This is a genomic window from Mucilaginibacter sp. P4_A11 (assembly GCF_056402535.1).
Map to the genome: position 1 here is coordinate 128,243 of NZ_JBFUHE010000011.1, position 14,084 is coordinate 142,326.

General features: G+C 43.0%; 8 protein-coding genes. 1 reads left to right on the top strand and 7 read right to left on the bottom strand.

Annotated features, from left to right (window positions below; all coding sequences use genetic code 11):
• Positions 1–18: 18 nt before the first annotated feature.
• The 3 genes from AC1DUD_RS20755 to AC1DUD_RS20765 all read right to left on the bottom strand — a co-directional run bounded on the left by AC1DUD_RS20755 (position 19) and on the right by AC1DUD_RS20765 (position 6,043).
• Positions 19–1,344 carry a vanadium-dependent haloperoxidase gene (locus AC1DUD_RS20755; RefSeq protein WP_477377872.1) on the bottom strand — a complete coding sequence of 442 codons (1,326 nt, stop codon included), beginning with the start codon at positions 1,342–1,344 and terminating at the stop codon, positions 19–21.
• A gap of 9 nt (positions 1,345–1,353) precedes the next feature.
• A complete protein-coding gene (locus AC1DUD_RS20760; protein WP_477377874.1) occupies positions 1,354–4,704 on the bottom strand; it encodes a VCBS repeat-containing protein in 3,351 nt (1,116 codons plus the stop codon).
• 313 nt (positions 4,705–5,017) lie between these two features.
• A complete protein-coding gene (locus tag AC1DUD_RS20765; RefSeq protein ID WP_477377876.1) occupies positions 5,018–6,043 on the bottom strand; it encodes a glycoside hydrolase family 53 protein in 1,026 nt (341 codons plus the stop codon).
• Between the two features lie 156 nt (positions 6,044–6,199).
• On the opposite strand from AC1DUD_RS20765, the gene AC1DUD_RS20770 reads away from it, so the two are divergent.
• The gene (locus tag AC1DUD_RS20770) at positions 6,200–6,760 is read left to right on the top strand and encodes a thioredoxin family protein (RefSeq protein ID WP_477377878.1); all 561 of its coding nucleotides are present in this window, start codon (positions 6,200–6,202) and stop codon (positions 6,758–6,760) included.
• A gap of 205 nt (positions 6,761–6,965) precedes the next feature.
• Here AC1DUD_RS20770 and AC1DUD_RS20775 read toward each other — a convergent pair whose 3' ends face one another.
• From AC1DUD_RS20775 to AC1DUD_RS20790, 4 genes are all read right to left on the bottom strand, one after another.
• Positions 6,966–8,066 (bottom strand): phytase, encoded by a 1,101-nt coding sequence (locus AC1DUD_RS20775; protein WP_477377880.1) that lies wholly within the window; start codon positions 8,064–8,066, stop codon positions 6,966–6,968.
• Positions 8,067–8,126: 60 nt separating this feature from the next.
• The gene (locus tag AC1DUD_RS20780; protein ID WP_477377882.1) at positions 8,127–9,380 is read right to left on the bottom strand and encodes a right-handed parallel beta-helix repeat-containing protein; all 1,254 of its coding nucleotides are present in this window, start codon (positions 9,378–9,380) and stop codon (positions 8,127–8,129) included.
• Positions 9,381–9,412: 32 nt separating this feature from the next.
• Positions 9,413–12,181: a TonB-dependent receptor gene (locus tag AC1DUD_RS20785; RefSeq protein WP_477377884.1), complete on the bottom strand. Its 2,769-nt coding sequence runs from the start codon at positions 12,179–12,181 to the stop codon at positions 9,413–9,415.
• Positions 12,182–12,440: 259 nt separating this feature from the next.
• The gene (locus tag AC1DUD_RS20790) at positions 12,441–14,084 is read right to left on the bottom strand and encodes a tetratricopeptide repeat protein (RefSeq protein ID WP_477377886.1); all 1,644 of its coding nucleotides are present in this window, start codon (positions 14,082–14,084) and stop codon (positions 12,441–12,443) included.

Here is a 14,084-nt window from a genome sequence, read left to right on the forward strand (position 1 = left end):
GATAACATATGCCTATTTTTATAACTTCTTTTGCCCGCTTAGTTTAGCTACAACCAGATTGCCAACCTTGTTACCCTGAATAATGCCATTATCAATAGCATCCATAAAATGGATGCCACCCCAAAACCTGGATATAGCGGCTTCCTTAGCGGCTTGCGTAAAAGAATTGAAATGGCGCGGTGGCACACCGAAGTTCACTTCTACATCATCTGTATATTTAAAATTATCGCCCAGGTAATGTGTTAGGATAACCGCGGCTGTTGATGAAACTACCGAATGCCCGCTGATGTACTCGGGAAATGGCGGTGTTTGCAGCAGGGGTTTCCAATGCGGATCGAGGTACTTGCGGATAGCCGTTTCGGGCCGGATGCGGTTGGTGCGGTATTTATCTTCCCAACAGCAGATAAAGCCATCAAGCAGACCGATAGCTACAGCCGTATTAACCTGTACCGTTTTGGAGAACCCGGTTTTGGCCTGCTTACAGGCAATGGCCGTTACCCCCATCCAGTGTGCCCCCGGCGAGATCTTTTTAAGGCCGATAAGCATATGCCCGTCGTTTTGAACAGCAAAAGGGTTACAATCCCAAAAATTGGCTATATCTTTTTCTTCCTGCTTTAAGCCATTGCCGCTTTTGGCGTAGCTCATTTGCAGGTATTTATAAAAAAGCGAGTTTTTATCGGTTGAGAAAGGAATAGGCGCGTCAGGAACAAACTGCGAGGCCGAATCAAGCGTCATGGGCCGGATGGTGTTAAAATAAGGCTCAACCGGTAACATGTAAGCAGGCGGTGTAAGGTCCCAGCTGCCCGGTGTTTGTTTAAGCTTATAACGTGGATAGTTACTTATTTTCCGGTAACCATCGGCCTTGGCATAAGCCAGGATCTGTTTGCTGATTGCTTTGGCATAACTTTTTGAGCTATCCACAACCTCGCTGCTAAAACCAATATTTTTGCACGAATCAATAAAGGAAGCCTCATACCCCAGCATCAAAGCACCCGATGGCTGTAACTTGGCCGCAGTTTCAAACATGGCCAATACCGAGCTTAACTGATAATTATAACCCTTATTTTGTTTGGGGTGTTTGATATCAGGATATTGATTCAGTACACCGCGCATGCTACCGATCTGCTTATCGTTTTCGGCAACAACCTCATATCCGGCAAGACAGGTATAAGTATAAAAACGGGCTGCCAGCGGCGGATTGGTAACATCATGCACCATTACGCTGGTCATGTGACCTATCACCTTGCTCACATCCTGGTTGGTTAATTCGGGTTGCTTTTTAGGGCTGCAGCTTATCATTGCAAATAAGCCACAGGCCGGTATTAGCATTAACAATTTTTTCATTACTTTTTATTATTGCTTATATGCCTTGAGTTTGCCTTTATCAAGGGCAAACAGTAAAATATTATTTAATTGGACTACGCTCCTTACATCACCACGAATATTAAAGCCTGATTTCGGTTGACTTATGTATTGATAATTACCTTTGCCATCTCCTTTTAGCAGTACGCCATAATTGGCATCATATTTACCAAAACGGATGCGGGCCTTGTTAATGTTGCCGCAAAGCAAAAGATCGTCTTTTCCATCATGGTCATAATCAAGTGTAGTAATAGTAAAAACCGGCGAATACTGGGCCTGTAATGGCAATGCGACCTGCTTTAACCGCCCTTGCCCATTGCTAATGAAACATGCTGTTGCAAGCTCGTTGGTTGTCAGTTTTTTTACGTCTTTTAATTCCTCAGGGGTAAAGATCTTATCCATGGTGGCGTCGGCGTAGCTTTTATAATCAGGGAACCGGCTGCGCATAACACTTAACTGATCAAGCAATTCATCGCGGCTTACAAAGGGGTAGCTTTTATGCTGAATGTAAAAACACAGCATAGGGTCGACTGATCCATTGTCGTCAAAGTCTTTATAAAACATTTCGGCAGGCTCGGCGTCGCTTGCTTTGCACTGGGTATTTAACCCAACGTTTCCGGCAACAATATCGGGGTGACCATCATGGTTGATATCGCTTACTTGTAGACAGTTCCACCAGCCGGCATATTTTTTATCAAAATATTTTGTTGTGACATTGGTTAACTTTGTACCGCTGTTTTCAAAAACTGTTATAGGCATCCATTCGCCAACCAGCACCAGATCGGGCTTTTTATCACCGTTCATATCAACCCAGGCGGCATCGGTTACCATACCTATATTTTTTAATGCCGGATTATATTTTGCTGTTTCATCGGTAAAATGCCCCTTACCATCATTTATCAGAATATAGCTTTCGGGCGCTTCGGGGTACCGGCCGGGCACTACCCTGCCGCCAACAAAAAGGTCAGGGAAACCATCCCCATTAATATCGGCCGCCTTTACACAGCTTTTACTGCTGATCATTTTAGGCAAAGCGTTGTTTACTTTGCTGAAGTTTCCTTTGCCATCGTTAAGATACAGCCTATCCTGTAGCAGTGCATCGTCGGGTTTATAATCGGCGTAACCACCTGAGCCTACATAAAGGTCGGACTTACCATCGCCATTGGCATCAAAAAACAAAGCTGCGGCATCAGTACTATTTTTATCAGCCTCAAAGGCGGGAACAGTTTTGCTTATAAATTTCCCATCTTTTTGCTGCAGGTATAACACTCCGGCTTTACCATCATGCGCACCTGCATAGATATCTTCAAGCCCATCACCGTTTACATCGCCTTTGGTAAGGATAGAACCCGAAAAGGATATGGAGTTTACCATTAATGGTTGCCGCTTAAAATCATTGGTTGTATTATCGCTTTCGCGGAATGCTACAGGCGCGGGCACTTCCTTAAATACAGGTTCTATTTGTTTTTGTACCGGACTGACGCCTGTGGCTTCCTTTTCGTTTAAAACAAGCTGTTCGTTGGCTTTTACCTTTTGAATTATTTGTGATTTGCCGCTTTGCCAGGTGATCCTTAATGAATCAACCTGCTTGTCTTTTCCTAATCCAAAATGAAGTACCGGCGAAACAGTTGACTGGTAGCCATGGGTTGGCATTTGCTCCAGGTATTGCATTTTATTACCTGAATAAATGCTCACTTTAGCTCCTATCCCCTGTGTATTGGCCCCGCTGCCATTTAATTTTAAAGCTAAATAATGGTTATCATTTTGCTTAGCGGCCTGGTTTTCATAAACAAAAGCAGGCTGATTTATATTGTTTACCACCAGGTCGAGGTCGCCGTCATTATCCAGATCCACATAGGCCGCGCCGTTACTGTTTGATGGCAGCGTTATGCCCCATTGCTCGCTTGTGTTGGTGAACGTGGCATTACCGTTATTTTTAAACAGGTAGCTTTTCATTTGCGACGATGGCATCTGGCTCACAAAATCCAAAAGGTCCTTCCGCATTACGCGCCTGTCTTTAAGGTTATCGCCCATAAATTTTAAAAAGTCCATGTTGGTATAGTCACGGGTATAACCGTTGCTTACAAACAGGTCTTTCCAGCCGTCATTGTCGTAGTCAGCAAATAATGGCGACCAGCTCCAGTCGGTATTGGAAATGCCGGCCAGTTGCCCTGTCTCGCTGAACGAGTTATTGCCATTGTTGATCTGCAGCATATTGCGCATATACTGGTAATAAAAGCCAACCCTCAGGTTCAGGTCAAAAGCTTCATAGTTATCAACGCCGAACAACAGTTTTTGGCGTTTGTTATCTTCGGGAAGCATATCCAGGGTATAGATATCGGGCTTACCATCATTGTTGATATCTGCCACATCGTTCCCCATGGAATAAAATGAGGTGTGGCCGATCTGCTTTTGCAACTCGTCGGTAAAACCGCCCTTACCATTATTGATGTACAACCTATCAGGAATGCTGTAATCATTTGATACATAAATGTCCGGCCAGCCATCGCCATTAATATCGGCTATGCCGGCTGCCAAACCATATGACAGCGAGGTGTTGATGATGCCCGAAGCCGGGGTTATATCAATAAAATGGTTATTATCATTCCGCAGCAACCTGATCCCAGATTCGTTATCTTTTTTTGCGGTCATCTCTTTAACAAATGCATCGTCAAGAATGCTGATCCGTGCCGGGTTATGATTAACTAACAAAAGGTCGAGGTCACCATCCCTGTCATAATCAAAAAAGTATGCCTGTGTGCTGAACGATGGAAAATCAAGACCGTAATCGGCAGTCATATCTTTAAACATGGGTACTCCAGCGGCATCGTTACCCTGGTTTATGAACAACTGGTTAACCCTTTTCTCAGCTCTTATTTTACCCGAATAACATATATAAATATCCAGCTTGCCATCGCCGTTAACATCGGCTATGGTAACACCTGTTTTCCAGGGGCCAGGCCTGCCCGTTACACCTGCATCAGTTGTAATATCCTTAAACTGCATATTGCCCTGGTTCAGGTACAATTTATTATCAGTCATGTTGCCGGTAAAATAAAGATCCTGCAGGCCATCGCCGTTTAAATCGCCAACAGCCACACCACCACCATTATAAAAATATTCGTACATCAGCACGTTGGTGTTCAAACCTTCGGTTAAAGTATTGGCAAAATCAATATGGGTTTGCTCCGGCTGCAATAATTTAAACAATGGTTGTTGGGAATCAGCAGCAGGCTTGTGATTGCACCCTGCGGATAGTACCAGGATACATAAAAAAGGCAACATCAAAAACGATCGTTCTTTTCGCTTTTTAAGCAATAGAGGGCACCGGAATATCTTCATTTTGGTTTACAGTGGCTACGATAAATGGGCATCGTAAATTTGATGTCAATATAACAATTATTCTGTATCCAAAATATTTTTAGCTTACTTCAGCGTAGCTTTGAATTTTCAGGTGAACATGCATTAAGCAAAGCTTTTTAGCCGCTGGATTTTAAACAAAAATCCCCCTGACCTTTAATCTTACTATCTAAAAGCCCGGGGAAATTGCTTTATTACTGTTTTCTCTATTTGATCACTATTTTTTTACGCTCTCGCTGGGTACGGGGCGGGCATGCAGCGCCCCCATCTTCGGCCATTACTTTTTTTATGGAGCTTACCGGTTAATACGGTATTGGTTTTTAATGCTATCATAGGTGGCCATGTGCATGTTGGTATTGCCTTGTTTATCAACAAAGGTTTCGCCCCAGCTAAACGGTTCCCAAATAAAAGTGCCTTTAACTTTGTTGCCGGGCAATGAAAAGGCTATGTCGTTTACCTCGCGCTTGTGCTGCGAATATTCAGCAACTATCACATCCTGTTTATAGCGGGCGGTAAGGCTCGTGAGGTTATTTTTTAAACTATCCGGAGTGCCATGCCATTCGGGATAGTATGATTCGCCAATGATATCGAAATTTACCCCGCGTTTAAGCATGTTATCAACAAAATAAATAGATTCGGCCTTTTGCCCGCCGCAGGCTATATGCAACATTATCCTGATGTTGCTACTTACTCCCCGTACTGCGCCAATGCCTGCTTTTAAAAAGCCGGCCAGCGTATCCAGGTTTTTAACACGACCATCGGGCCATAAAATGCCATGGTTAATTTCGTTGCCTACCTGTACCATATCGGGCAGGGTGCCCTGCTTTTTAAGGGCAAGCAGGGTAAGCCGCGTAAATGCTTTTATGGAATCCTGTAATTGCTGGTTGTTGAGCTTTTTCCAGGCAGCAGGTTTGTATTGCTTACCCGGATCGGCCCAGGTATCACTGTAGTGAAAATCAAGTAAAAACCCCATGCCGGCTTCTTTAATACGCAAAGCCATTTTTTTGGTATCCTCCAACCCGCAATAGCCTTTTGCTGAGTAACCGCTATCGGCCTTAGGGTTATTAAATATCCGGAGCCTTACATAGTTGAAGCCATGATCTTTCAAAATAGCGAAAGGGTCTTTGCTTACGCCGTTATCATTAAACTTGCGTCCCTCGGCTTCCAGCTGGGGGATAAAGGAAATATCGGCACCCATGATTTGTCTAAACTTAACCGGAACATTTTTTTCCGGCAAATATTTATAGGCCGATAAAGCCCCGAAACCTATGATACTTGATACTATCAGCAATATTTTGTTTATACTAATCCTGGTTTTCATATTGGTTGTGTTAATAACCAAATTTACATAGTATATTTAATCATAGCCCTGTAAAGGTTATCGAAATTAATCTACATCAATAAAATTCACTGGCACATTATTTAATTTAACACCACAAAAGGGACAATCATTAAATGGTACCAAATATAAAGCACTATGGATTTTACGGCATATCAGCAGTTGTTTTTCGATATTTTAAACAGCCCGAACCCGACTGCTCCTTATAATAACCCAGATTATTTAAATTATACAAGGTTGAACTGGTCGCGCCAGCAGCGTTGGCTAAAAGTCGGTGTTCTGAACCCGGACCTGACAAATGCCATCGAAAAGATCAACAAACCACAATTATGGACAGTTATCACCGAGGCCTGGTGTGGTGACGCTTCGCATACCATACCATTTTTGCACCGCATTTCGGAGTTGAATCCGTTGATTAAGGTTGATTACCAGTTGAGGGATTCACCGCCGTTTTTGATTGAAAGCTACCTTACCAATGGCACCCGGTCAATCCCGAAGATTATTATTGCAGATGAAAAGAATCACGATCTTGCCACCTGGGGGCCCCGACCGGCCGAATGTCAGCGGTTATACCTGCAAATGATTAAAGATCATATTGAAATGAGCGAAAAGAAGATAGCATTACAGAAATGGTATAATGAGGATAAAGGCGAAAGCTTCCAGCTGGAGTTTTTAGCTATCATTAATGCAATATTATAACTCTGGGCTAAAACATGCGACTCTCAAAAACAGCATACAAAAAGGCGTCATTGCGAGGCACGAAGCAATCCCAAACTGTACAGAGAGACTTGCATGGCCGCTCTGCCTCTCGGGGATTGCTTTGTGCCTCGCAATGACGTTTCTTTATAATGTCCCATCAGGATCCTCTGCGAGAGACCCTGATGGGACGACAAGCAGTTTATTTCTATTTCACCTTAAGTTCTTTACCAGCAATATCTTCCCAACGATAGTAATGAAAAGTTTTATCGTTGCTCATCACCACAAAAATACCATGTTTAAAAGTATCATTTAACGGTGTAGCGGTTACATCACTGCCATCACTTTGCCTCGCGGCTACGTTTGCTATTTTCAGCAGCCTATGCTCAAAAGGATTTGCTTTAGTGCCTTCCCTGCTAAATACCTGGAACCTGTTAGCCCCCTGATCAGATACCAGGATATATCCCGTTTTATCGGTCAGTTTATAAATTGAGATGCCCTCATGATCGGCATTAAATCCTGATGTGCCGAATATCGCCAGTTCCTGGTCTCCTTTTTCGGGATCGGCATAATACTGACGAACGCCCACTTGTTCGTCTGAATAGTATATATAACCCAGTTCATTATCAACAGCAATTGACTCTATTTCTTTTTTGCCGCTGTATTTACCAAACTTGCGTACAAGCGTTGCCTTTACATTCCCGGTGCCATCGTCAGATAACAAATACTGCCAGATATATCCACCAGTTTGGGGGCCATTTTTGCGACCGGCTATGGCATACATTTTTCCATCTTTTGAGGTATAAATAGAGATGCCCATCAGATCGCGGTATTCAAAACCTGTTTCGCCTACAAAAGCATCAATGCCGCCATTATCTACAGGTTTCATATCCGGCAGGGAAAAGATCCGCAGTTTGTGGGTCATACGTTCGGTAGTAATAGCAATATCGGTGGGTTTGCCACCAAGCATCAGGCCATAAGCAAGGTCAACGTTGTTAGGGCGTTTTAAACCTCGAACAACCTTATCTTTAATAATCTTCCCTTGCAAGTCGAACACGTAAAGGGCACCCTCGCTGTTTTTATCGGTGCCTATGATAAGGCTTTTAGCCGGATCTGCGGGGTTGACCCATATGGCAGGATCATCAGTATCATACAATACAGGTTCGGTAATAACTACTGGTTTAATTTCGGGAGATGTACTGCCGGGGATAGTAAGGCCTTTATTATTGCGTACCTGGCTTTGGCTACACGCGGTATTACCTATGGCAACAGCAAGTGCTACAAATGCTAATTTGCTTAATTTATTCATTGATCATTATTAATAAAAATGATCCTGCAAGGGTATGCAGGACCATTGCGATGAGTTAATTTATTTTGTTCCGAAAGCACCGATATAGGTAGCCGGATCAGGAGATACATAAGTTATCCCGTTTACGGTAATACCAGCAGCATGGTGACGGGTAAAATCTGTTTTACCATGGTTTAAAGCAGGAGAACCACTTTGCAAGTGAAAATCCCAATTGGTATCAAAAACCGCGTTCAGTACCGGGGTAGATTCAGGGTAGTTCACAAATTTTGGGTCATTATCACCGGCTTTGGCACTTCTGATCTCATTAACACCTGCAATAATATCTTTTGATGGTTGAAACTGGTTTACCGTAGTTTGATCATAGCCATAATAAAGGTTATTGCTGATGATGGTACGCTTATCTTCAGTTGATTTGGTATCGCGTTTGATACCAAAACGGGTATTGGCAAACAGGTTATTGTAGATATCGGCGTGAACGTTGTTCTCCAGCCAGATAGAACCACCCTTTGCCGATGGCCTGCGCCAGCCTGTATTTACCATAGTATTGTTATAACATATAATATAAGCCTGCGGAGTACGGTCGCCAGAATTTGATAGCTTCAGGGCATTGGTGTTGGCGCTGTAAACCAGGTTAAAGCCAACATCAGCTAAACAGCCCGATTTAAAGTTCATAGCCTCGCCGCCGGTTACACCGGTAGTATAAAAAGTATTATTGGCAAAAATGATGTTACCACCTTCAATATAGGTACAATCTTCCTGAAAGTTACGTACAGTTGAATTTACAACGATGAGCTTACCATTAACATTTGAAAACCATAAGGCGGGCAAGTTTTCGCCGGCCACGGCTTTATAAAGCCCTTGTTTTACCGATGTTGAAGCATCAGATGTTGTATTACCACCATACTCTAAAATGGTGTGGTCAAGCACCAACTCAGCACAGGTTTTAGCAGCCAGGATACCGCCCCACATCTTACCAAATTTTTTGGCATCGGTACGGTATGCCGGGTTTACTGTTATCCTTACCGGGTTTTCGGCAGTACCTAAAGAGTAAAGGTTACCTTTTACTATAAACTCAGGTTTAGCAATGGTATCCATCAATACAGTTACCCCTTCTTCAATGGTAAGCGACTTACCCTCGGGGATAATGATATCACCTTTAATGATCTGGGTGCTGCCTTTGGCCCAAACACCAGATACCTCACCGCTTGCTGATCCGTCGCCAGAGCTTGCATCGACGTCAAGATTAGCTTTTCTGCAACTGCTAAAGGCTACGGCCGATAGCAGCATTACTGCAAATATTTGTTTCAATTTCATTGTAATGCCTTTTATTTATGTTTTATAAATTATTAGAGTTTATAGCGAACGCCTATCAGGTAGGTTTGCTTGTAGTAGTCACTACGGATCAGCGTTTGTCCGTTTGCTACGATGTTATCATCTTTCAGTGTCGCGTTTTCAGGGTTGGTACCTTTTATAAACAGTTTGCTTGGGGTGTTAAGCAGGTTACCGGCCTTAACAAATACACTCAGGTTATTTTTAAACCTCTTTTCGGCCGATGCATCCATCTGGATAAAGCCACGCTGCCAAAGGTCATTGTTCAGGAACTGTGATACGGTGTTGATCCGCGGACCGGTATATGCTCCGGCTATCTGCGCATCCCAACCTTTTTTAGTGTCTTTATATAGTAATGACAGGTTTGCAATGTGCGCCGACTGACCATACAGCGGCCTTGTTTGGTTTACCGAAATTTTGCGGGTATCACCATTGGCATCGGTGATGTAAGTATCTTTAGGAGTAGTGATGCGTGAGTGGGTATAAGTATAGTTTGCTTTTACACCAAACTTGTTAAAGAATTTGATGAAATCGAGTTCCAAACCATAGTTCTTGGCAGTACCAAAGTTACCAGGTATATAATAAGTATCCTGTCCGCGTGTAGCATCGGCCTGGAAGCTGTATTCAATTGGATTCATGATCCTTTTGTAAAATGCACCTGCTAACAATTGAGTACTTGCATCAGGGAACAGCTCATATCTTAAATCGTAGTTATCGGCAACAGCATGTTTCAGGTCAGGATTACCACGTTCGTTATATTCATCCCCTACTCTTCCGCCGGGAATAAGCTCATAGAAGCCGGGGCGGTTAACTGATTTAAAATAAGAAGCATGAAGTTGCTCTTTATCAGTTAAAAAGTATTTAAGGGTTAAGCTTGGCAATACATCGGTATAGATCTGGTTACCTGTTGGCCTCGATTCTCCCTGCGGGAAAAGCATCCGATAACCCTGATTGGTATGCTCCACACGGGCACCGCCAACTACCTGGATGGTTTTTGTGGTAAATTTAAACATACCATAGCCAGCGCCTATCTTTTCAGATGCATCGTTGGTTAAGGAGTTATTTACAGCACCGCCCGGGTTGGTTACGTTAAAGTTAAGCTGGGTATAATTCGTAAAATCAGTACCGTATAAGGCACTTGGATTGGTTGCTGTAAGATTGTAATTGTTATAAAAGCTGCTACGCTCTTTATCACGATATAAACCACCGGCAGAGAAATCTACATTAACACCTCCAATCGGAGCGGTATAAGTAAGGTCGAGGTAACCTGCTTTATCCTCATCGGTATTACGTTCCCAGCGATGGGTAAGTGAAGTACCGTTTGTAAGATAAGTAGGCCTGTCTACAAAGTTTTCGCGTACACCATTTAAGCTGATGGTGGTATTATTTGGCACTTCATTTTCGGCCGAAGAATAAACTGCCGACCATTGTACTTTAAGTTTATCATTAAACAGCTTATGATCACCGCGCAGTGTTCCGCTGTAAATTTGTTGCTCGGTAAAACGGCTGCGGGTTGCATAGCCTAACTGGGCATTTCCTTTGTCCGGATCATAGTCGGTTGAAAAACTGGTAGATTTTTCATCCCGTACCTGGATATTGGTTAAGTTAACATAGGTGTTAAACAAGCTCAGTTTATTGCGGCTGTTTATCACATAATCAACTTTTGAAAATAAGCCATAACGCTTTTGTTGTTCAGAGTATTGTCTGTCGGCCCTGCTGGTAACTGCAGCATACTCGGCCGTTGGTACTACTTTCGAACTGTAAAACACACTGTTGCTGCCACGATAAGTATTCTGGTAACTTCCTGCTACCAATACACCCAACTTGTTATTAAAAAAACGCTGACCTAATGACAGACTACCCACCAAGTTCGGGGCCGGGTGCTTAAGCGAATAATTTAAAGTTCCGGTACCAAAATCGGCCTGGGTTGCCTGGTATGCTTTACCATTAAGTTCATAAGGCGATTTATGATTAATGCCTGAATAATCGAAACTCATAAACTTACGATCAAGAAGCAACTGGCTGTAACCACCGGCAATGTTAGCGTTTATTTCAAAGCGCTCGGGAGCATCTTTCATCACCATGTTAACAACACCACCTACGGCATCACCTTCCAAATTTGGGGTAAGTGTTTTGTAAACTTCCAGCCTTGATAGCAGATCTGAAGGGAAAATATCAAGCGGTACATAACGGTATTTATTATCAGGACTTGGGATTTTGATGCCATTAACCAGGGTATAGTTATAACGTTTATCCATACCACGTAAAATGGCATACTGGCCATCGCCATTGGTATTACGCTCAACAGATACACCGGATACACGGGAGATAACGTTAGCCACTGTCAAATCGGGCGATACTTCGATAGCCCTGCCCGATACAATGTTCATTACCTGTGTGGCCTGCTGCTCAATGCGACGGGCAGTCCTTTCGGTCGAGCCGTTTTTCTGCGACACAACGCTGATCTCCTGTAATTGCTTATTTGCTTCTTCCAGGTATATTTTCAAATGCGGGTTATCATCTTTGGTTATTTCAACCTGCTGCACTGCGGTTGTATACATAACGAAAGAAACCCTTACAGAAAAGGTACCTCTTGGCACATCCTTCAATTCAAACGAACCATCGAGGCCGGTTGTCGTAGCGATCTTCGTTCGGTCGAGGCTAACGGTGGCCCCCACCATAGGCTCGCCGGTTTTCCGGTCATAAACATGACCTTTCAGCTTGGTTGCGTTAGCGGCGGTAACGCATAACAGCATGAATAATAATGACTGTAAGTATTTTTTCATTTTGCGAAACGATTAATGCAATTGTGATTTGCTTTTTTTGACGGGGCAAAGGTGTTTAAACCACCGGTACTTACATTAAAACATAGCGTTACAAAAAGGAAACAGCGTTACATGAGGCGTATACGCACCGTCAACACAAAAATGCAATTAATTGATTTTCAATTAAATAACAAAAACAAAAACCTCCATTATCATTCAGTTACCGTTACATTAAGCCAATGTTAAGCGGCGAAAAGGCGGAAAAATACGAGTTTTTGGATTACAGGGCCTGTATAAAGGTGCTGAGGTTTTCTCCCTGGTCAATGTCAAGTTTCTTCCTTAGACGGTAACGGGCCACCCGCAAACTATCAATAGAAATGCCTAATAAACCTGCAATATCTTTAGAATCCATATTAACCTTAAGCAGGGCTATAAGGCGCAGATCTGTTGAGGTAAGATCATTGCTCCGCTGTTTCAGTTTATCAAAAAAGCTTTGGTGAACCTGTTCAAAAGCAAGTGTAAATTCTTTCCAGTGCTGTTCATGATTAAAGCTCTGGTTGATCTGCTGGATAATTTGCTGCATTTGCCGCTTCTGGTCACGTTTGTCTTCTTTCACCATATCCTGCAGGGTATTACGCATGCTTTCCAACAGCTGATTGTTTTTGATGAGGTTTAAAGTATGGGATGACAACTCCTGCCCTTTAAGTTCCAGCTGCTGTTTAAGGCTTTCCTCTTCCAGTTGTTTATTCTTCAATTCCAGCTCCATTAAATCGCGCTGTGCTTCAAATATCGATTTGTTTTGCTCGGCCAAAACACGCTGATCATGTATTTTAAGACGCTGCCTGCTGAAGGTAACAAACCCCAGGATAACAAGCAGCAGAAAAATGGTGATACCGGCGATGGTAACTATCTGGTTGGTTTTGCGGATATTGTTAAGGCGCGTAATTTCATCGCTTTTTTTATCCATATCATATATCACCTGCAAAAATGAAGTTTGTTTAATGCTTTCCCTCGAGTAAACCTCAAGCGAGTATTTGCGGCTGAGTTCGAGGTAATGATAAGCGCTATCCAGCTTGTGGAGGAGCTGATATGATTTGCCCAGGTCACGGCAGGAGGCTGCCAACTGGTACAGGTTATCTGTTTTCAGTGACAATGCATAAGCTTTGCGCGATTGTACGATCCCTTCCTCGTACTTGCCAGTCTTCCGCAAAATATCGCCTATATTATTGATCACCTCAATACTGGCTACTTCGTTATTGTACTTGTTATAGATCTCTAACGATTTTTTAAAGCAGGAATATGATGAATCATAATTTGCCAGGTCCTCATGAATACTGCCAAGGTTCTCATATATTTTTGCCTGCCCGTAATCGTCACCAATGCGCTTGTAGCTGCTTAGGGCCAGGCGTTGGTAATAAAAGGAACTATCGTATTTATGGTGCTTTTCGTAAAGGTGGCCAATAGCACCAAAGATCTCGGCCTGGCCTTTTTTATTATTAGTTACCTTATATAAAGTCAGCGCCCTCTTGTATAGCTGGAATGATTTATCTGATTGCCTGTTGTAATAATACAGGATTCCCATTTTACCCCAATTTTCTGCCAGGAGATCTTTATTGCCAACTTGCCCGAATACCTTATCGGCATGTAAATAGAAATCAAGGGCCTGCGCATAATGGCCCTGGTTAAAACAGATCTGCCCCATTTGCTGCAGGCTCATACCGGCTTTAAGGTTATCGTTATCCTGAACAGCATCGGCGTGGAGCTTTTTCAGAATGATGAGTACCGAATCGGGATGCTGCTGGGCCTGTAATTGCAGTTCCTGGAACCGGTCAGTTTTGTTTGATTGAGCCACAGCCGCTGTATCAGCTATTAATAAAAACAGATACAGCGTTATTTGAATAAGCCTGGCAAAGCATTTAATCAT

Coding starts and splice junctions, on each gene's coding strand:
- AC1DUD_RS20755 (WP_477377872.1), bottom strand. CDS start 1,344: ATGAAAAAATTGTTAATGCTAATACCGGCCTGTGGCTTATTTGCAATG.
- AC1DUD_RS20770 (WP_477377878.1), top strand. CDS start 6,200: ATGGATTTTACGGCATATCAGCAGTTGTTTTTCGATATTTTAAACAGC.
- AC1DUD_RS20785 (WP_477377884.1), bottom strand. CDS start 12,181: ATGAAAAAATACTTACAGTCATTATTATTCATGCTGTTATGCGTTACC.
- AC1DUD_RS20790 (WP_477377886.1), bottom strand. CDS start 14,084: ATGATTAAATGCTTTGCCAGGCTTATTCAAATAACGCTGTATCTGTTT.
- AC1DUD_RS20775 (WP_477377880.1), bottom strand. CDS start 8,066: ATGAATAAATTAAGCAAATTAGCATTTGTAGCACTTGCTGTTGCCATA.
- AC1DUD_RS20760 (WP_477377874.1), bottom strand. CDS start 4,704: ATGAAGATATTCCGGTGCCCTCTATTGCTTAAAAAGCGAAAAGAACGA.
- AC1DUD_RS20780 (WP_477377882.1), bottom strand. CDS start 9,380: ATGAAATTGAAACAAATATTTGCAGTAATGCTGCTATCGGCCGTAGCC.
- AC1DUD_RS20765 (WP_477377876.1), bottom strand. CDS start 6,043: ATGAAAACCAGGATTAGTATAAACAAAATATTGCTGATAGTATCAAGT.